At 71.8% G+C, this 17667-nt stretch carries 18 protein-coding genes; 5 read left to right on the top strand and 13 right to left on the bottom strand.

The features are described from left to right. Positions 1 to 7: 7 nt before the first annotated feature. The 3 genes from iolB to iolC are packed head-to-tail and all read right to left on the bottom strand — an operon-like array spanning position 8 to position 2891. The gene (gene iolB / locus IPK24_01935) at positions 8 to 979 is read right to left on the bottom strand and encodes a 5-deoxy-glucuronate isomerase (protein MBK8074334.1); all 972 of its coding nucleotides are present in this window, start codon (positions 977 to 979) and stop codon (positions 8 to 10) included. After that, positions 976 to 1893, bottom strand: coding sequence for an aldolase (locus tag IPK24_01930; protein MBK8074333.1), 918 nt, complete (start codon positions 1891 to 1893; stop codon positions 976 to 978). The genes iolB and IPK24_01930 overlap by 4 nt, the downstream gene beginning before the upstream one ends. After that, positions 1890 to 2891, bottom strand: coding sequence for a 5-dehydro-2-deoxygluconokinase (gene iolC, locus IPK24_01925; protein MBK8074332.1), 1002 nt, complete (start codon positions 2889 to 2891; stop codon positions 1890 to 1892). Before iolC ends, IPK24_01930 begins: the two co-directional genes overlap by 4 nt. A gap of 217 nt (positions 2892 to 3108) precedes the next feature. On the opposite strand from iolC, the gene IPK24_01920 reads away from it, so the two are divergent. Beyond that, positions 3109 to 3855 (top strand): GntR family transcriptional regulator, encoded by a 747-nt coding sequence (locus tag IPK24_01920; protein ID MBK8074331.1) that lies wholly within the window; start codon positions 3109 to 3111, stop codon positions 3853 to 3855. 10 nt (positions 3856 to 3865) lie between these two features. On the opposite strand, the gene IPK24_01915 is transcribed toward IPK24_01920, so the two are convergent. Continuing rightward, a complete protein-coding gene (locus IPK24_01915; protein MBK8074330.1) occupies positions 3866 to 4939 on the bottom strand; it encodes a transaldolase family protein in 1074 nt (357 codons plus the stop codon). Between the two features lie 178 nt (positions 4940 to 5117). Then, positions 5118 to 6137, bottom strand: coding sequence for a Gfo/Idh/MocA family oxidoreductase (locus IPK24_01910; GenBank protein ID MBK8074329.1), 1020 nt, complete (start codon positions 6135 to 6137; stop codon positions 5118 to 5120). Positions 6138 to 6238: 101 nt separating this feature from the next. On the opposite strand from IPK24_01910, the gene IPK24_01905 reads away from it, so the two are divergent. Then, positions 6239 to 7240, top strand: a complete 1002-nt coding sequence (locus IPK24_01905) for a LacI family DNA-binding transcriptional regulator (protein MBK8074328.1) — start codon at positions 6239 to 6241, stop codon at positions 7238 to 7240. A 3-nt stretch (positions 7241 to 7243) separates the two neighbouring features. On the opposite strand, the gene IPK24_01900 is transcribed toward IPK24_01905, so the two are convergent. The 5 genes from IPK24_01900 to IPK24_01880 form a co-directional block, all read right to left on the bottom strand. Beyond that, positions 7244 to 8350: a hypothetical protein gene (locus IPK24_01900; GenBank protein ID MBK8074327.1), complete on the bottom strand. Its 1107-nt coding sequence runs from the start codon at positions 8348 to 8350 to the stop codon at positions 7244 to 7246. A 197-nt stretch (positions 8351 to 8547) separates the two neighbouring features. Further along, complete coding sequence (locus IPK24_01895) at positions 8548 to 9303, bottom strand: alpha/beta fold hydrolase (protein MBK8074326.1); 756 nt, start codon at positions 9301 to 9303, stop codon at positions 8548 to 8550. 50 nt (positions 9304 to 9353) lie between these two features. Next, on the bottom strand, positions 9354 to 10805 hold the full coding sequence (locus IPK24_01890; protein ID MBK8074325.1) for a hypothetical protein: 1452 nt from the start codon (positions 10803 to 10805) through the stop codon (positions 9354 to 9356). Then, positions 10802 to 11263 (bottom strand): hypothetical protein, encoded by a 462-nt coding sequence (locus tag IPK24_01885; protein ID MBK8074324.1) that lies wholly within the window; start codon positions 11261 to 11263, stop codon positions 10802 to 10804. The genes IPK24_01890 and IPK24_01885 overlap by 4 nt, the downstream gene beginning before the upstream one ends. A gap of 138 nt (positions 11264 to 11401) precedes the next feature. Then, positions 11402 to 11665 carry a hypothetical protein gene (locus IPK24_01880; protein MBK8074323.1) on the bottom strand — a complete coding sequence of 88 codons (264 nt, stop codon included), beginning with the start codon at positions 11663 to 11665 and terminating at the stop codon, positions 11402 to 11404. Between the two features lie 162 nt (positions 11666 to 11827). On the opposite strand from IPK24_01880, the gene IPK24_01875 reads away from it, so the two are divergent. Next, positions 11828 to 12376 (top strand): low molecular weight phosphotyrosine protein phosphatase, encoded by a 549-nt coding sequence (locus IPK24_01875; GenBank protein MBK8074322.1) that lies wholly within the window; start codon positions 11828 to 11830, stop codon positions 12374 to 12376. Positions 12377 to 12408: 32 nt separating this feature from the next. Continuing rightward, positions 12409 to 13188, top strand: coding sequence for a fructosamine kinase family protein (locus IPK24_01870; protein MBK8074321.1), 780 nt, complete (start codon positions 12409 to 12411; stop codon positions 13186 to 13188). Positions 13189 to 13203: 15 nt separating this feature from the next. On the opposite strand, the gene IPK24_01865 is transcribed toward IPK24_01870, so the two are convergent. Beyond that, complete coding sequence (locus tag IPK24_01865; protein MBK8074320.1) at positions 13204 to 14235, bottom strand: threonine aldolase; 1032 nt, start codon at positions 14233 to 14235, stop codon at positions 13204 to 13206. Continuing rightward, a complete protein-coding gene (locus tag IPK24_01860; GenBank protein MBK8074319.1) occupies positions 14207 to 15502 on the bottom strand; it encodes an MFS transporter in 1296 nt (431 codons plus the stop codon). Before IPK24_01860 ends, IPK24_01865 begins: the two co-directional genes overlap by 29 nt. Positions 15503 to 15705: 203 nt before the next feature. Between IPK24_01860 and IPK24_01855 the strand changes: the two genes are divergently transcribed. Then, complete coding sequence (locus IPK24_01855; GenBank protein ID MBK8074318.1) at positions 15706 to 16545, top strand: EamA family transporter; 840 nt, start codon at positions 15706 to 15708, stop codon at positions 16543 to 16545. Here the strand turns inward: IPK24_01855 and IPK24_01850 are convergent. Beyond that, positions 16490 to 17662, bottom strand: a complete 1173-nt coding sequence (locus IPK24_01850) for an MFS transporter (GenBank protein MBK8074317.1) — start codon at positions 17660 to 17662, stop codon at positions 16490 to 16492. The two genes, IPK24_01855 and IPK24_01850, sit on opposite strands and share 56 nt — an antisense overlap. Positions 17663 to 17667: the final 5 nt, after the last annotated feature.

Raw genomic sequence — 17667 nt, 5'->3', positions numbered from 1 at the left:
ATTCGGGTCAGGTCGCTCGCAGGCCGTCGGTGCGGCCCTCGGACGTGGTGACCGGGCACCGGGGATCGGTCGGCATGCCGTCCCAGGTGTCCCGCACCCAGCCGTGGGTCGGGTCGTCGCAGAACGCCATCGACCGGTCGGCGGCCGGCCCGGCCATCACGTTGAGGTAGTACATCGGGTACCCCGGCGCCGCGACGCACGGGCCGTGGTAGCCGTGCGGCACCCGGACGGCGTCCCCGTCGCGCACCTCGATGAACTCGTTCAGCTCCGCCAGCCCGGCGGCCTCGTGTTCGGGGCCGGTGTAGGTGCGGTGATAGCCGAACCCCTCACGGCTGTGACTCACCTGATCGTGTCCGGCGATCTTGTAGAAGTAGATCTCCTCGTTGACCACCGGGCAGTCGTGGGTGGCATCGTGCTTGTGCGGCGGATAGCTCGACCAGTTGCCGGGCGGAGTGATCAGCTCGACGGCGATCAGCTTCTCGGCGTGGTCCCACACCCCGGGCACCCCGAAGGCGTTGACCTGTCGCGTCGCCGGCCCGGCGCCACGGAGCTCGATGCTGACCGCCTCGGCAGGCCCGTAGCGCGGCGGCAGCCGGTTCTCACACCGGGCCGAGGGCAGGGCCACCTCGGCGCCGTGCGCGCTCACCATGGTGATCATGCTGTCCCGACCGATGTAGGCGAAGTCGCTGACTCGCTCGAAGGCGCTGACCCGCCCCTTGAGCGCGTACCGGGCCTCGGTGATCGCCGGGGAGTTCTGCGGCCCCACCTCGAGCGTCAGCCCACCCGCGAGCGGCAGCACGAAGAACTCCTCGTTGCCGGTGGGGAACCGGCGCAGCTCGCCGGGCTCGAGCCGGAACACGCGCAGCCCGCTGTACGTCCAGCCGGCCTTCTCCGGGGTCAGGGTGAGCAGGTCACCCGGTCCTGGTCCGGCAAGGGTGAGCCAGGGATGATGCAGAACCGACTCGATGGACTCGGTCATGGCGACGGTGCCTCCTCGGCTGCCGCTCGGAGCACCCTCGCCGCGGCATCGACAGCGCCGGCGACATCGTCGTCCGGCGGGTAGAGCAGGGAACGACCGACGACCAGGCCGCGCACGACGTCCTGGCGCAGGGTGCGCCCCCACGAGGCCAGGGCGGCCTCCCGGTCCGGGCCGGGTGCGCCTCCCAGGACGACGCAGGGCAGCGTCGTCGCTCCGAAGACCACGTCCGGCTCCTCACACGCGGGCATCTTCAGCCAGGTGAAGGCACTCGAGGTGCCGAGCGCCGAGGCCACGGTAGCCGCCCGGGCCAGCGCCCCGGGATCTCTGAGCAGCTGTGGTGACCCTGCGGAATCGCGCGTGTACGGCAAGGGTTCGACCATGGCCATCAAGCCCCGGTCGGCCAGCTCCGACACCGCCCCGGCGCAGGCCTGCAGGGTCGGCGCGACCCCGGGGTCGGAGTCGTCGATCCGCAGCAGCATTTTGCCGCCCTGCAGCCCGCAGCGGGCGATCGCGGCGGCGTCATACCCGGTGAACCGGTCGTCCATGGTCCACACCGCACCGTCCAGCCCGCCGCGGTTCATCGAGCCGATGACCACCTTGCCGTCCAGGGCACCGAGCAGCAGCAACTCCTCGACGATGTCCGGGCTGCCGAGCACCCCGTTGACGTCGGGGTGCGCCAGGGCGGTGACCAACCGGTCGAGCAGGCGGCGACGATCGGCCATCGCCATCGGGTTCGCCCCGATGGCGAGCGCCCCCCGGCCCGGGTGGTCGGCCGCTACCAGGAACAGGTTCCCGGCCTCGTTGAACCAACTGGACGGCGCGCGCCGGTCCGCGTAGGCCGGCGCGATCCGGTGCGGCTCATACGTGCGGCGGCGCACCAGCTCGGCCCACGCGGCGTCCGAGATCGCGGTCATGACGTGCCCTCGGCGCGGCTCTGCGCGACGAAGTCGTCCAGCTCGCCGATGGTGGGCATGGCGTCGGCGCAGGCCAGGCGCGAGGCGACGATCGCTCCGGCGGCATTGCCGTACTCGGCGCAGCGCACCGGGCTCCACCCCGAGAGCAGACCGTGGATCAGCGCAGCGCCGAACGCATCCCCGGCACCGAGCCCGTTGACCACCTGGACCAGCCGCGGGGCCACGGTGGCCATCCCGTCCCTGGTGGCGACCAGAACCCCCTCGGCGCCTTTCTTGACCAAGGCCACCTCGATGCCGAGGTCGAGCAGCCGCAGCGCCGCCTGCTCGGGGTCGGCGGTGCCGACGGCGACCTCGACCTCGGCCCGATTGCCGACCGCCACGTTCACGAACGGCAGCACCCGGCCGTACTCCTCGCGCGCCTGCGAGACGGAGTTCCAGAACGAGGCCCGCCAGTCGAGGTCGAGGACGGTGAACCGGCCCGATCCGGGGGCCGGGCGGCCGCGCCGGGCGAGCATCTCGAGCTGCGTCGAGCGCGACGGCTCGCGAGAGGCTCCCGTGGCGGTGACCCAGAGCAGCCGGACGTCGCTGATCACTGCCCAGGGCACATCCTCCGGCTGCAGGGTGAGATCCGGGGCGACCGGTGCCCGGTAGAACAGCAGCGGCGGGTCCTCGGGCGGGTTCAGCGCGCAGAAGGCGATCGGCGTCCGCAATCCGGCGGCGGTGCCGACGTAGCGGGGGTCGACCCCGAAGCCGCGCATCGCCGTCCGGGCGAAATCTCCGAAGGCGTCCTCACCCACCTTGGTGAGCACGCCGCTGGCGTGCCCGAGCCGCGCCGCGCCCACGGCGACGTTGGTCGCCGTGCCGCCGAGGAACTTGGCGAAGCTGGTCACCTCGGCGAGCGGAACCCCCGACTGCTGCGGATAGAGATCGACCCCGACCCGGCCGACGGCGAGCACCTCCAGGGCGCCGTGAGGCGGGTCCGGCTGGCTCACGGTCATCTCCAGGGGTCGCAGCGTCGCCTTTCATCCAACCGGGCCACCTCGAAGCATGTCAATACTTTGTCCTAACATAAAGACAGATGCGGAGAACATATCCGGCGGTCTCGGCCTATTGTCCTGACATCTCTAGTAGATGACTTTGTCTCCTCGATGTGGCCATACTGCCAACGTGCCGACCCCACCGGACCACCGCGTCGTGCCCTCGAACTCTCAGGCCGTGATGGCCGCGCTGACCCTCGACCGCACCAGTCCGGTGCCGTTGTACTTTCAGGTCGCCCAGGCCCTCGAGACCGCCATCCTGGACGGCCGGCTGCCGCCCGGCACCCGGTTGGACAACGAGGTGCAGCTCGCCGAGTCGCTCGGCCTGTCCCGTCCGACGATGCGCCGGGCGATGCAGTACCTGGTCGAGAAGGGCGTGCTGGTGCGCCGCCGCGGCATCGGCACCCGGGTCGTCCAGCCGAAGGTGCGTCGTCCGCTCGGGCTCAGCAGCCTCTTCGAAGACCTGACCGCCAGCGGACAGCGCCCCACGACCCAGGTCCTGGCCTTGACCGTCGAAGCCGCCGACGGGGCCATCGCACAGGCCCTGGCCGTCGAGCCGGGCACACCGATGAGCGTCCTGGTCCGCCTGAGATCGGCGGCCGGCTCGCCGATCGCCCGGATGTGCAACTACCTGCCGCACACGATTCCCGGCATCGCCGACGGCCTGACCGTGACAGCACTCGAGGACCAGGGGCTCTACCAACTGATCCGGGCGGTCGGCGTCCAGCTGCACGCCGCCGACCAGACCATCGGTGCCCGGACGGCGACCGCCGAGGAAGTGCGCCTGCTCGGCGAGTCCCGAGGGGCCGCCCTGCTCACCATGCAGCGCACCGCCTACGACGACCACGGCCGGGTCGTGGAGTACGGCACCCACGTCTACGCGGCGTCCCGATACTCGTTCTCGCTGAGCATGTTGGCCGGCTGACCCGGTCTGCTCACCGCAGGGGGCTGGGCACCACCACGTCGCGCACCAGGGACTCGAGCTCGTTGTTGGCCGCCAGGAACTGGCGCAGGGTATTCAGGGTGGCCCCGAAGTCGTCGAATTCCTCCACACTCATGCCGTCGACGTCGTACGCCGTGCGGAATTCGGCGAGGTGACCGTAGAGCGCCTCGACGATCCGCGGATCGACGGGGTTGTCCATGCGCGGGGTCGCGCTGATCCCGCTGGTGTTGAACCGCTTCTGCCACCCGAACGGCGGCGAGATCACCACGTTGCCGCCGATGAACTCGCTCCAGTGCATGTGGTTGCGGAATGCCGCCGACAGCAACCGGGTGCGATATCCCCGCTCGGCGTAGATGGCATGGGCCTTCTTCATCACGGCCACCCCGGCCCACTCGTAGTAGCCCGGGTCGAGGGTGACGCCGGCCTGCTCGGCGGCGACCTTCATCCAGTCGTCCAGCCGGCCGACCATGATGGTGCAGACGGGTCCCATGGTCGAGACGTCCAGTCCCTCGGCCTCCCGCCGGCGCAGGCCGTTCTCGACCGCCTCACCGACGGCCAGCGCCTGCGGCACCGTGAACGAGACGGTGGCGTTGACGCTCACGCCACGGTAGGTGACCTCTTCGATGGCCGCGATACCCGCTGCGGTGGCGGGGATCTTGACGATGATGTTCTCGGCGAGCGAGTCGAAGTGCACCGCCTGGGCGACCAGACCGTCGACATCGCGGTGCAGCCGGGGGTCGGTCTGCACCGAGAGCCGGCCGTTGCGGCCCTTGTGCTCGACGAAGGTCGGGTGCAACAACGAAGCCGCCTTGACCGACAGCTCCTCGACGATCATCCAGCCGATGGCATCCTCGGTGGCCGTCGGGTGCGCGGTGGCCAGCTCGGCGATCCGCGCCCGCCAGGACGGAAGGTCGGCGTTGATGGCCGCCAGCGCGATCACCGGGTTGCAGGTGGCACCGACCGCACCGAAGCTCATCGACTCGGCGAGCTCGCGCGGGTCGGCGGAGTCGTTCCACAGGCAGGTGGGCGTGGTGCGCGTCATCTGCAACAGCGGACTGATGGTCATCGAGTGCTCCTCATGCTTGGTTGGACACAATGATAGGACAAAGTCGATGCGACAGAAAGAGCCCCTCGGCGACGACCGAGGGGCTCTCCACGTGTGGTTCTGCAGCGGGCGGCGAGCTCAGCCGGCAACCGCCGTGGCCAGGTGACGCCCAGACGGCCGGCGCTTCGGGCCTTCCGCCTCAGCCGACGCGCAGGTCGGCGGGATCGATGCGCACCGGGGATCCGGTACGGCGGGAGGTCTCGCACGCCTCGGCCAGCACCAGGCTGACCAGGCTGTCCTGCACGGGCGAGGGGTTGGGGACGCGACCGGCGATGACGTCCAGGAAGGTCGCCATCTCGCGGACATACGCCACGGCATACCGCTCGATGAAGCCCGGGTAGGCGCCCTCGCCCGGGTTGTGGCCGCCTGCCTCGAGACTGGTCAGCGGGGTCCTGGCGTCCCATCCGGCCGCCAGGGCCTGCTCGCTGCCGATCGCCTCGATCCGGTTGTCGTAGCCGCCACCGTGACGCCGTCCGCCGGCCAGCTGGGCGATCACTCCGCCCTCGAAACGCAGCGTGATCGACACCGTGTCGACATCGTCCGCCTCGGCGAATGCCGGGTCGACCAGCACCGACCCGGTGGCGTGCACCTCGACCACGTCGCGTCCGACCAGCCAGGGCACGCAGTCCAGGTCGTGGATGAACAGGTCGCGGAAGATGCCGCCGGACGTCGCGACGTACTCCGCACTCGGGGGCTCCGCGTCGAAGGCCGTGGCCCGCACGACGTAGAGGTCGCCGAGCGCCCCACGGGTGATGCGCGCCTTCAGCTCGGCGATCGCCGGATCGAAGCGGCGCTGGAAGCCCACCAGCACCGGTACCTCGGTGCGCTCGACGGCCCGGATCACCTCACGGATCGTGGCCAGGTCGGCGGCGACGGGCTTCTCGACCAGCACCGGGACGCCGGCGTCGAGAGCGGTGTAGACCGCCTCGGCGTGGGCCGGGGTCGGCACCGCGACCAACAGGCCGTCCGCACCCTTCAGGGCCGTGGCCAGGTCGGGTGCCGCGGTCACCGGGACGGCGCCGGTCAGCAGGGCTGCCACCTCGGCCGCCCGGCCGGGGGCCGGGTCCTGGACGACGACCTCGCTCACGCCGGGTGTGGCGGCCAGGTTGCGCGCGTGCATGACACCGATCCGGCCGACGCCGGCGACTGCGATCCGCATGAGCATTCCTCGCGAGTGGAATTGGAGCGCTCCAACAATTGGAGCGCTCCAACGATGTAGGCTGCACCGGCACCGTGTCAAGACGTCTCAGGAGGTGTGCCGTGCGCCGCCCCACCATGGACGACGTGGCCGCCCGGGCCGGCGTCTCGCGCTCGCTGGTCTCGCTGGTGATGCAGGACTCCCCCAAGGTCAGCGCCGCTCGCCGAACCGCCGTGCGCGAGGCGGCCGCCGAGCTGGGCTATGCCCCCCACACGCTGGCCCGCGAGCTGGCCAGCGGCAGCTCGTCGGTGCTCGCCGTGCTGGTCTCGGACCTGCGCAACCCCTACTTCGCCGATGTCGTCGAGGGCGTCGAAGCCGCTTGTGAGAGCGCCGGTCTGCAGGCCATCCTGATCACGGGTGGACGCCGCCCGAGCACCGAGGAGCGGGCCATCGACACCCTGCTCGGGTTTCGCCCGGCCGGCTTGGTGCTGCTCTCACCGGTGGTGGCCTCAGCGGTGTTGGCCCGGGCCTGCCGCGGCGTCCCGGTGGCAGCGGTCGAGCGGGCGGTACGGCTGGCCGGGGTGGACACCATCGTCGACGACGGCCGGACCGGCGCCACGCTGGCCGTCGACCACCTGGTCGGTCTGGGACACCAGGCGATCGTTCACCTCGACGGCGGTCGCGGCGCGGGCTCGGCGGTGCGCCGCCGCGGTTACGCCGAGGCGATGGCCCGACACGGCCTGACCGCCCGGATCGAGCCGAGCGAGTACACCGAGCAGGCCGGGGCCGCCGCCGTCGGCCGGCTGCTCGCCACCCGCCGGCGGTTCACCGCCCTGGTGGCCGCCAACGACATCAACGCCGTCGGGGCGATCGCCGCGCTCGAGGACGCCGGACTGCGGGTGCCGCAGGACGTCTCGGTGATCGGCTACGACAACACCCGGCTGGCCGCGTTGCGTCACATCGGCCTGACCACCGTCGATCAGCCTCGGCTCGACATGGGCCGGCTGGCCGTCGAGTGCGTGACGCAGCGGCGCGATGACCCGACTACGCCGGCCCGCCGTCACCGGCTGGACCCGACTCTGGTGGTCCGCACCACGACGGGTCCTCCCCCGGCCTCGGCCTGAACCTCAGCCGGAGGCGCCCGTCGGCGCATCAGCCCATCGCTGCCAGGCCGCCAGCGCGTCGTCCTGGGTCACGGCGAGGGTGGTGACCCAGTCGCGCAGCCCGGCGACGTCGTCCGGCGGGGGCTGCCCCGAGCGGGCGGACCAGGCCGCCAACCAGGCCAGCTGCGCCGTCCGGCTGGGCACGTCGGAGTCGAAGACCGTGAACCGGATCATCTCGGTGACCGCCCGAGCGCGCAGTTCCTCGCCGGTGAACCACGCCGCCAGTTCCGCCAGCGTGGTGGCCTGGTTGACCATCGCGGTGACCGAGCGATCGGCGGCACGACGCGGCTGGCTCGCCAGGCGCATCTGCGCCCTGGTGGCCTGCTCCCACAGCCGTGCATGATCCTCGCCCTGACGCGAGGACGCCCGTGGCCGGCGTCCTGAACGGATGGTGGCCTGCCGATCCACCGAGTCCGCGATGAGCAGGCGGAGCAGCGACTCGTGAGCCGCCAGCCCCTCGACCGGCGGCAGGTCCCAGTCCTCGGGTGACGAGGAGGGGCCGGGGCCGGCCTCACGCACACGAGCCCACTCGGCGTCCCGCGCCTCCAGGTAGGGGGCGAGATCGTCAACGGTCACCAGGTGCACATCGTCCAGAGTGATGCCGCGGCCGGTGACGCACAGGGTCACCCCAGCGACTGTGGCGCGAGCGGCCCAGGTGTGGTGCGGCCCCTGGACGAGATGGGCGGGCTCACGGATATCGGCCACCCAGAGCTCACCCGGCTCCGGGCCGGTCACGGCGGTCGAGCCCGGCTCGTCCACCTCAGCTGACTCGCCCACCCGATCGAGCTCGGCCTCGACGGCATCCTCGAGCGGCGACGACAGCTCGGCGGAGTTCACCGTGGTGACCTCGAGATAGGGCCCCGAGACCGACAGGTAGTCGCCGAAGCTGAGGGTGACCCGCTCCCAGAGGCCGTCAGAGGTTCCGAATTCCGTGAGCATGGCAGGGGTGAGCCGCGGCTCGGCCAGCCCGAACACCGGGAACGGCCGGCCCGCCAGCAGGTCGGCACGCCAGGCGCGTTCGAGCTGATCGTGCAGCGCGAGCTGCGGGTCGTCGGGCTCGGCATACTCCATCTGGCCACCCTGACCCGACGATCCGCGACGGACAAGGCCCGCAGGTCGACTCGCGACCGACCGGGTCAGTTGCGCGACGAGGGGCAGGCCGGCTTCGGGCGACGGGCTCACGGTCGGCCTCGCGCGGGTCAGGGTTGCCCGATTCGGCGGAGCCCATCACGGAGTCCGATCAGGAGTCCGGTCTCAGGAGTCCGATCTCAGTCGATGCAATGCTGCCGGATGGTCGTCACGACGAGGTCGGGCACCCGCACCTGCGGCAGATGGTCGACGTCGGGGATGCGGATCAACCGCGCCGAGGGAATCCTGGCCGCAGCCGCCGTGGCGGCCTCCACCATGGACGCCGGGTCGAGGTCGCCGACCATCAGGACCGTGGGAATCGTCAACTCCCCCAATCGATCCCAGGCAGGTTCGAGCTCCCGCCAATAGGCCTGTTCACCGGCGTCCGCCCCGGCTGCGGCCGTCACCAGGTCACGCACGAACGGCTCGCGGCCGGCCGCGCACCAGACCTCCAGCATCAACTCGACCAACCCGGGACGGTCGCCCGCCTCGGCCAGGGCCACCCACCGTTCGCTGAGCTCGGGCTCCTCCGGCCAGGGGTAACCACTGATCCCCGGGGCGAGCAGCACCAACGAGCGCACTCGCTTCGGCGCATCCAGGGCCGCTGCGAGCGCCGTCGCACCGCCCATGCTGTTGCCGACCAGATGGGCGCTGTCGAGGCCGGCGTGATCGAGTACCCGGAGCAGGTCGCTGACCCAGTCATAGGGCTCGGTCGGCTGCGACGAACCGCCGTACCCGCGCATGTCGTAGCGGATCACGCGGTGCGTCTCGATCAATGCCGGCCACACCGGATCCCAGACCCGCATGTCGGCGATGCCGGGGTGCAACAGCACCACCGGTGGGCCGTCGCCGGCCGAGTCCTCCACCTGGAGGTGGTCGCGCCCCGCCTCGATCATCTGCCGCACAGTGCCACCCTAGCCGCGGCCCGGCGAGGGGCCAGTGCGCGTCATCCGCTCACCCTCGTCATCCGCTCACCGGTGACGAGCCACGTGGTCGAGGTCGCCCCGGGCCGATCCAGGAAGCCGGTGAGCTCGCCCCGAGCGCGCACCAGGCCCGGATCGTGCGAGGCCTCGACCTTCGCGGCGGTCTCGGCGTATCGGGTGAGCTCGTGCGCCCCGGCCGGGTGGGTACCGGACGGCGCACGCACCGTCACCCAGCCGGGCCGGTCGGGATTGCGGGCGCCCTCGGCCCACGGCACGGCGTCCTCGACGTGCTCCAGCGACAGCACCCGCACGCCGACCGGCACCGGGGTGGCACCGATCGGCGAGCCGGCAGTGACCACATGGGTGACGGTCACCTGCTGGCGCACCGCCGGATCGGTGGCCACCTGCGCCGCGACGATGCCCCCGAGCGAGTGCCCGACCAGCAGCACCGGCTCGTCCGGCCGGGCACCGCAACGGCGTAGCCCCGTACTCACCAAGGCGGCCACGGCCGTCGTCCGGCCGTCGAGGGCGTGGATGTCGGCGGTGACGTCGAACGGCTGGCTGCCGGCCTGGGGCGACCATCGCCGGGTGCCCGGGATCATCACCACCCACGAGCGTGCGCCGTCCGCGCCCGTGACCCGGTCGACCCGGATGGTGCCGACCTGCCCGGCCGCCGTCGAGGTGCTACCGGGCACGTCGGACGGCGCCGCGGACAGGCTCGCCGTGCGGGTCAGCAGGTCCGCGAGGCCGGACGACGCGCGCCCGGCGTGCGCCGCCCCCACCTCGGCGCGCACCCGCGCGGTCTCGGCGAAGATCGGTGTCACCGCACCGGCCCGGGCCAGCAGCCCGATCAGGCGGCGTTGATCGGCAGGGATCGCCCCGGCCAGCAGCAGCCCCAGCGGACCGGCCAGGGGTCCGAGCGTGACGGCCACGGTGCGCAACGCGGAGGGCAGCGCAGCGCCCAGGGCATCGCCCGCCCCCGCGCGCTCGGCGAACAGTCCGAACAGTCGAGCCGCGTCGGCAGCCAGCCCGGGCCAGGTCTGCGGCCCCAGGGCCAGGGTGCCCGCCACGGCGCCACCGAGCCCGAGGGGCAGCACGGAACCGCCGAACCCCACCAGCCGGCGAACCACCTGTGCCGCCACGGCATCACCCGTGCGATAGAGCTGCGCGGCGCTGCGCAACGCGGCGCCCAGAGCGCCGACCCGCAGCGCGCAGCCGGCCAGACCGGACGGCCCGGCCAGCGCTCGGGCCAGGGCACCCTCGGCGACCACGGCGGTGGCCGGCGCCACCGCCCAGGTGGCCACCAGAGCCGGGTCGGTGCTCACCTCCAGCACGCGGGCGGCAGCGACGACGAGGTCGTTCCCGGCCGTCGACAGCCGGGCCGCGGTGGCCTCGAGATCCTCCAGCCAGGCCTCCGTCCCGCCCACGCCGCCCCGCACCCTCAGACCGTCGTCCGGGTCACGGTCGGTGCTCATCGCATCGGCTCGACGGGCGGCTCCAGGACGGCGGACAGGCGTCGTCGCAGCTGTTCGCCCAGGGCCTCGGCGGGGCCGTCATCGGGCTCGTCGACAGAGCACCACAGCCCGTCCCGGGCCTGCCAGCGAGCCAGGGGCTGAGCCCTCGCCCCGGCCGCGGTGACCTCGAGCCGGGTGCCGTCGGCGAGCCGGGGCGCTGATTCCGCCGACCCCACGAGAGGAATCCACCGCAGCACCTCCTCGACGGCCGCCCCGGCGGGCAGCAACGCCACCTGCACCCAGGCGACCGTGTCCGGCTCATCCCGGGGACGACACCCCAACCGGACCAGCGTCATCACCGCAGCCAGCCCGTCGGCGACCGACAGGTGCGCTGCCAACCGCACCGTGCCCGACGAGAGGAGCAGGTCCACGGCGTTCTCGCCGCGCGCCAGCACCGCGGTCACCGCCGCCACGACCACCGGCGCGACCTGCTGACTCTGCTCGCTCAGCTCGCCCAGCTCGCCCAGCCAGCCACGGCTCGCCGAGGCACCAGGCCCGAAACGTGGCCAGGTCGACGGTGAGCCGCACCGCGGTATCGCACGTCACCGCCTCGGCGGTCACGAGAGCACCCCGGCCAGGGCCTGCACCCGCTGCCGCTGCACCGCCACGGCGTGCCCGGTGAGGGCCGCCGCGGCCTCGCTCAGCAGCTCCGCAACCCGGCTCACCCGCTGCCCCGCCTCGGCCAGTTCAGCCCGAAACCGCTCGGCGGCCAGACTCGACCACACCACCGAGTCTGCCCGGACCAGCGCGGTGGCGACCTCGGACACCGCCGCGGCCACCAGCGCCGTCCGATGGGCCAACTGATCGATCTGACTGCTCACGTCGTGCTCCCTCCCGAAGGAGTCGCCCCTGCGACACCTGCCCCGGCACGCTAGGTCGCTCGCCCGAGAGAGGTCATCCATGTGGCCCTCGCCTGTGGACAGCGGTACCGTCAGAGGCCGCAGTGGACGGAACGACGAGCAGATTGCGAGCCTGCGATCGTGATGCACCAGCCGGCTCAACGGGCCTATCGGGTCTGTTTCGTGTGCACGGGAAACATCTGTCGCTCTCCGATGGCCGAGTACGTGCTGCAGGCCATGGTCGAGACGCGCGGCCTGCAGAACCTGGTCGAGGTCGACTCCGCCGGCACCGGCGAGTGGCACATCGGTGAACGCGCCGACCGGCGAGCCCTCGCCGCACTCAGCCGACGCGGCTACGACGGCAGCGAGCATCGGGCCCGGCAGTTCGAGCCGTCATGGTTCACCGACCACGACCTGATCATCGCGTTGGATCGCGGTCACCTGCGCAGCTTGCGCTCGTGGGCGCCCACCGAGAGCGCCCGCGAGCGGGTGCAGTTGTTGCGCGGATTCGACCCGGCCACCGAGCCCGACGCCCTCGGCTCCGATCTCGATGTCGCGGACCCGTACTACGACGGCACCCAGGCGTTCAACGAGGTGCTCGCCCAGATCGAGACCGCCTGCGCCGGACTGCTCGATTGGGTGGTCGAGCACCAGGCGCTCGCCGCCCAGCGACCCGGTTCCGCAGTGCACTGAGGGGCGACACCGTGGACCACCCATCCGACCCGGTGATCAAACACCGCGCGGATGCCCCCCGGGGCTTCTTCGCCGTCGAGGCGGCCGGTCTGGCCTGGTTGGCCCGGGCACGGCAGGACGGCGGCGCCGAGGTGGCACTACCGATCGGGCCGGTACCCCTGGACGCCACGGCCTTGCGGGTCCCGCGGGTGCTCTCACACCCGGCCACCCCCGCGGCGGCCGAGCAGTTCGGACGCGAGCTGGCCGCCACGCACCGCGCCGGAGCCCCCTGGTTCGGCTGCCCACCCGAGGGGTGGGATGCCGACGGATTCATCGGGCCGATTCCCTTGCCCCACAATCACTCTCAACGGGACATCGGCTGGGGGGAGTTCTTCGCCCGATATCGGATCGAGCCCTATCTACGCCAGTCCCACGATCGCGGTCTGTTGCCGGATCGGGCCGAGCGAGACCTCAGCGCCCTGTGCGAGAGGCTCGCGGGCGGCGATGCCCGGCTGTGCGGTCCGGACGAGCCGACGTCCCGGCTGCACGGTGATCTGTGGTCGGGCAACGTCTTGTGGGACGGCGTGAGCGCCGTCCTGATCGACCCTGCCGCCCATGGTGGGCACCGGGAGAGCGACCTGGCCATGCTCGCCCTGTTCGGCCTGGACCAGCTGGACCGCGTACTGGCCGCCTATGACGAAGCGGCTCCGCTGGCCGACGGGTGGCGCGACCGGGTCGGACTGCATCAACTCTTCCCGGTGCTGGTGCACACCGTGTTGTTCGGCCAGTCCTACGGCGCCCAGGCCGCAGCCCTGGCCAGGCACTACCTGTGAGCGAGACCGCCGACGTCAGGCGAGCAGCTTCCGGGCCGCCGCGATGAACTCGTCCACCAGTTCGACCGTGGTGTCCCACGAGCAGAGCAACCGCACTTCGGTGGTCGCCTCGTCCCACACGTAGAACATCGCCACCTGCTGCAGCGACTCGACCACCTCGCGGGGCAGGGTCACGAAGACGTGGTTCGCCTCGCGTGGCCTCGTGACCCGAACCCCGGGCAGGCCGACCAGACCGTCATGCAGTCGAGCCGCCATCTCGTTGGCGTGCAACGCATTGCGACGCCACAACTCATCGGTGAACAACGCCAGGAACTGGGCCGACAGGAACCGGCCCTTCGATCCCAGCTGCATGAACTGTTTACGCACGAAACGAAGCGAGGGACGCAACTCCTCCGCGAAGACGACGACCGCTTCGGCGCCCATGGCACCGTTCTTGGTGGCGCCGAACGACATCACGTCGACGCCGGCACCGACGGTCAACTCGGCCAGCGAAACCCCCAACGCTGCAGCGGCATTGGCGATCCGCGCGCCGTCCACGTGCAGGTACATGCCGTCCTCGTGAGCGGCGTCCGCCAGGGCTCGCAGTTCGATCGGCGTGTAGAGCGTGCCGTATTCCGTCGACTGGCTGACCGATACCACTCGCGGCTGCGTCTGATGCTCATCGCCGAGGCGGGTCCGCACGCCGCGCACCAGGGCGGGCGTGAGCTTGCCGTCAGGCGTGGGCACGGCGATCAACTTGGCGCCGGTGATCCGTTCCGGTGCACCGCACTCGTCCACCGCGATGTGGGCCGTCGCGGCACACACCACGTGATCCCATGGCCGCAGCATCAGCTGCAGCCCGACCACGTTGGCCCCGGTTCCGTTGAACACGAAGGCAATCCCCGCCTGCGACCCGAGCTCGGCCTGCATCGCCGCCACGGCCCTGGCGGTGACGTCGTCCGCGCCATAGGGAGTGGCGTGACCGATGTTCGCGGCTGCGAGGGCAGCCATCACCTCGGGGTGGACGCTCGCGTAGTTGTCACTGGCGAGACTCGGCGGATTCGACAGCTTCGGCGGATTCGGCGGATTCGGCGGATTGGACACGGTCCCCTGACTCTCGGTCGATGTGGTGGTGGCGCCACACACGTTGGGCGAGCAGCGACAACGCCACCGCGCCGAACAGGGCGAGGGTAGCGCCGCCGAAGCCCACCCGCGGGCCGCCGCGGTCGATCAGCAGCCCCGCCAGCGCCGTCCCACCGGCAGCCCCGGCGGTGAACGCCGTCGTCAGCCAGGCCTGTGCCTCGCTCAGCCGGTCGCGCGGGGCACAGTCGTCGGCCAGGTTGCCGAGCATGATGATGGCCGGGGCAATGGCCAGGCCCGCCGCGAACAACACCGGCATGAGCAACCACAACGTGCTGGTACCCCGGGCGACGAACACGGTGACCAGCCCCAGCCCCACCCCGAAGGCACCCAGGACGAAGGGCAGCCGGGGCGGTTCGGCACCAGGCCAGTGCCGCATGCCGTACAGGGTGCCGCCGATGGCGCTGCCCCCGGCGATGGCGGCGAACAGCAGGCCGACCCGTGCCTGGCTGCCCAGCACCACCTCGGCGGTGGCCGCCAGCGATACGTCGAGCTGACCGAAGCCCAGCGCCAGCAGCACCGTCACGGCGAGCGTGGCCACCACGCCGACCGAACGCAGCGGTGACTCACCCCGCACGTGCGCCCCGCGCGCATGGGGCTCGGGCTCCCAGGCCCGAGCCGCCGGGGTGAGCGCATAGCCGATTCCGCCGGCACCCAGCAGGAGCGCGACGATCAGCAGGGGCAACTCGTCGACCCCCAGCACCAACAGCGCCGACAGCAGCAACGGGCCGCCGACGAACATCACCTCGACGACCACGGCCTCGAGCGCGTAGGCCGCTCGCCGGTCTGCCTCGTCGTCCAGGATCACGCGCCAGGCGGCACGCATCGCGGGCGAGATCGGCGGGAAGGCGACCCCCACCCCCACCGCGAGCACCAACAACGTGGCGTCGGATGCGCCGTGCACCGCACCCAGCGCGAGAGCGGCCAACAGCACACAGGACACCGCCGAGAGCGGCGCGATGACCCGGGGCTGGCCGACCCGGTCGATCAGGGCACCCCACCCCGGCGAGGCCAGCGCCACCCCCACGGTGAACGCGGCGGTGACGGCACCGGCGATGGCGTAGGTGCCGCGCACGGACTGCACCAGCAGCACCATGCCCAGCGGCGCCATCGAGATGGGTAGCCGGGCGGCGAAGGCAGCCAGGAAGGGCCACATCGCACCACGGGTGCCCAGGATGCGCAGGTATCGCCTCATCGGGCATCACGTCGGGGCATCGGGTCAGTGTGCCAGCCCTTGTGCCCGTCGCCACCGAGTCATCCCATGAACCTGCGTTTTCGCTCCGAGACCGCGAGGCCTCACACTGTGCCGTGGTCACCGCCGAACAACCCCTGGGCACCGACCCGACGGGCGTCACCCGACCCGGACGCCGCCGAACCCGGCCGCGCGACGTGGCGCTGATGCTGACCGCGGCGGGCAGCACCCAGACCGGCGCTGCGTTGGGTGCACGGGCCTTCGACACCATCGGCCCGGCCGGGGTGGTCGCCGTCCGGCAATTGGTGGCCGCGGCGGTGCTGCTGCCGCTGGCCCGGCCCGACGTCCGCCACCTGCGCTGGGCGCAGTGGTGGCCGATCCTGTTGCTGACCACGGTGTTCGCGGTGATGAACCTGTCGGTGTACGCCGCGATCGACCAGATCGGGCTGGCCCTGGCGGTGACGCTCGAGTTCCTCGGACCACTCGCCGTGGCCCTGGGCAACTCCCGGACGGCGCGCGACCTGGTCACGGCGATCGCCGCCGGCGTCGGCGTCTACGTGCTGGTGTTGCCGGGGCCGACCAGCGACTACCCGGGCGTCGGCCTCGGACTGTTCGCCGCCTGCTGCTGGGCCGCGTACATCCTGCTCAACCGCGTGGTGGGTGCCCGAATGCCGGGGGTGCAGGGGACAGCGCTGGCCACGTCGATCTCGGCGTTGGGCTATCTGCCGGTGCTGGTCGTGCTGGCGCGATCCGGGCGGCTCACCCCGGTCGCTCTCGGGTTCGCCATGGCGGCCGGTGCGCTCGCCTCGGCCGTGCCCTACGCCCTCGACCTGATCGTGCTGCGCACCGTCTCACCACAGGTGTTCGGGGTGGCGATGAGCGCCCATCCGGTGATGGCCGCGATCGCCGGCATGGTGGTGCTGGGTCAGGTGCTGAGCTGGCACGAGTGGCTGGGGATCGCCGTGATCGTGGCGGCCAACGTGGTGACGGTCACGGGACGACGGCGAGCACCACGGCAGCCACGGCCAGCAACCCCGGAACGATGAGGAAGGCGGTGTGCACGCTGGTCGCGTCGGCCAGCGCGCCGAGGGCGAACGGCGCCAGGCCGATACCGGCACTGATGCCCACCGACAGCGTTCCGGATGCCTTGTCCTGCTGCCCTACCGCGTGACCCATCAGCAGGGACATCCCCAGCGGGAAGTGCCCGCCCACCCCCAACCCGGTGATCACCAACACGGTGAACGCGATGAGCGGGCTGGGCGCCGTCCAGAGCCCCAGCCAGCCGAGGGCGGCCAGCGCCAGGGTGCCGAACAACATCGGCCGCGGCGTCAGGCGTAAGGCGAGCCGCGAGATCAGCCACCGGCCGGCCGCCATGCCGGCGACCAGGGCCGAGACCCCACTGGCGGCGGTCGAGTCGGACATACCGACCTCACGGCGCAGCAGTTCGGTGGTCCAGGTGGTCAGGCAGAACTCGACACCCACGCAGAGCACCACCACGACCATCAACGGCCAGAACGCCGACGGTAGCCGTCGCTGGTCGGTGCCCCGGGCGGGCAGGGAGGAATCGACGGCGGGGGTGGGCCGGGGGATGCCCCCGAGGTGACCACCGAAACGCAGCACCGACACGCCGATCAACACCGTGGTCACCACCAGCGCCGGACGCCAGCCGAGCCCGGCCCGCACGCCGGCCCCCACCGCCAGTGGGGCGATCAGCCCGACCGCGGCGGCCACTGCGTTCGCCTCGCTGAGCGCCGCCGGACCGTGGCTGTGATGGTGCTCGATGAGGATCGGGTTGAGGCAGATGATGGACAACGAGCCGCCGAACCCCATCACCAGCGCCGCGGTCAAGGTGAGCGCCGTCGGCCGCCCCACCAGCAACAACCCGATGCCGAGCAGGATGGCCACCCCGGCCAGCTGCAAGGTCACCCGACGGCTCCAGCGCCGCACCAGGGTGGTCACCAGCAGACCCGAGATCAGGCCGCCGGACGCCTGCGCGGTCAGGTGCAACCCGCCCACGGTGCGACTGACGCCCTGATCATCGATCAGCAACGGAACCATGGCCCCGAAGCCGTACAGGAACCAGGCCCAGCCGGCCAGCGAGAGGTAGGCGGTGATGGTGACGGAATCCCGACGAAGGCCATCCGCCCTCGCCGGGGGAGGCAACGGCG

The sequence above is a fragment of the Kineosporiaceae bacterium genome (genome assembly GCA_016713225.1).
In the GTDB taxonomy this organism is placed as follows: Bacteria; Actinomycetota; Actinomycetes; order Actinomycetales; family Kineosporiaceae; genus JADJPO01.
This window is presented reverse-complemented; position numbering and strand designations above follow the sequence as displayed.

Excerpts from the sequence above, each read along its gene's own strand:
- iolB (MBK8074334.1), bottom strand. The coding sequence starts at position 979 with ATGACCGAGTCCATCGAGTCGGTTCTGCATCATCCCTGGCTCACCCTT.
- IPK24_01930 (MBK8074333.1), bottom strand. The coding sequence starts at position 1,893 with ATGACCGCGATCTCGGACGCCGCGTGGGCCGAGCTGGTGCGCCGCCGC.
- iolC (MBK8074332.1), bottom strand. The coding sequence starts at position 2,891 with ATGACCGTGAGCCAGCCGGACCCGCCTCACGGCGCCCTGGAGGTGCTC.
- IPK24_01915 (MBK8074330.1), bottom strand. The coding sequence starts at position 4,939 with ATGACCATCAGTCCGCTGTTGCAGATGACGCGCACCACGCCCACCTGC.
- IPK24_01910 (MBK8074329.1), bottom strand. The coding sequence starts at position 6,137 with ATGCGGATCGCAGTCGCCGGCGTCGGCCGGATCGGTGTCATGCACGCG.
- IPK24_01900 (MBK8074327.1), bottom strand. The coding sequence starts at position 8,350 with ATGGAGTATGCCGAGCCCGACGACCCGCAGCTCGCGCTGCACGATCAG.
- IPK24_01895 (MBK8074326.1), bottom strand. The coding sequence starts at position 9,303 with ATGATCGAGGCGGGGCGCGACCACCTCCAGGTGGAGGACTCGGCCGGC.
- IPK24_01890 (MBK8074325.1), bottom strand. The coding sequence starts at position 10,805 with ATGAGCACCGACCGTGACCCGGACGACGGTCTGAGGGTGCGGGGCGGC.
- IPK24_01875 (MBK8074322.1), top strand. The coding sequence starts at position 11,828 with ATGCACCAGCCGGCTCAACGGGCCTATCGGGTCTGTTTCGTGTGCACG.
- IPK24_01860 (MBK8074319.1), bottom strand. The coding sequence starts at position 15,502 with ATGAGGCGATACCTGCGCATCCTGGGCACCCGTGGTGCGATGTGGCCC.
- IPK24_01855 (MBK8074318.1), top strand. The coding sequence starts at position 15,706 with ATGCTGACCGCGGCGGGCAGCACCCAGACCGGCGCTGCGTTGGGTGCA.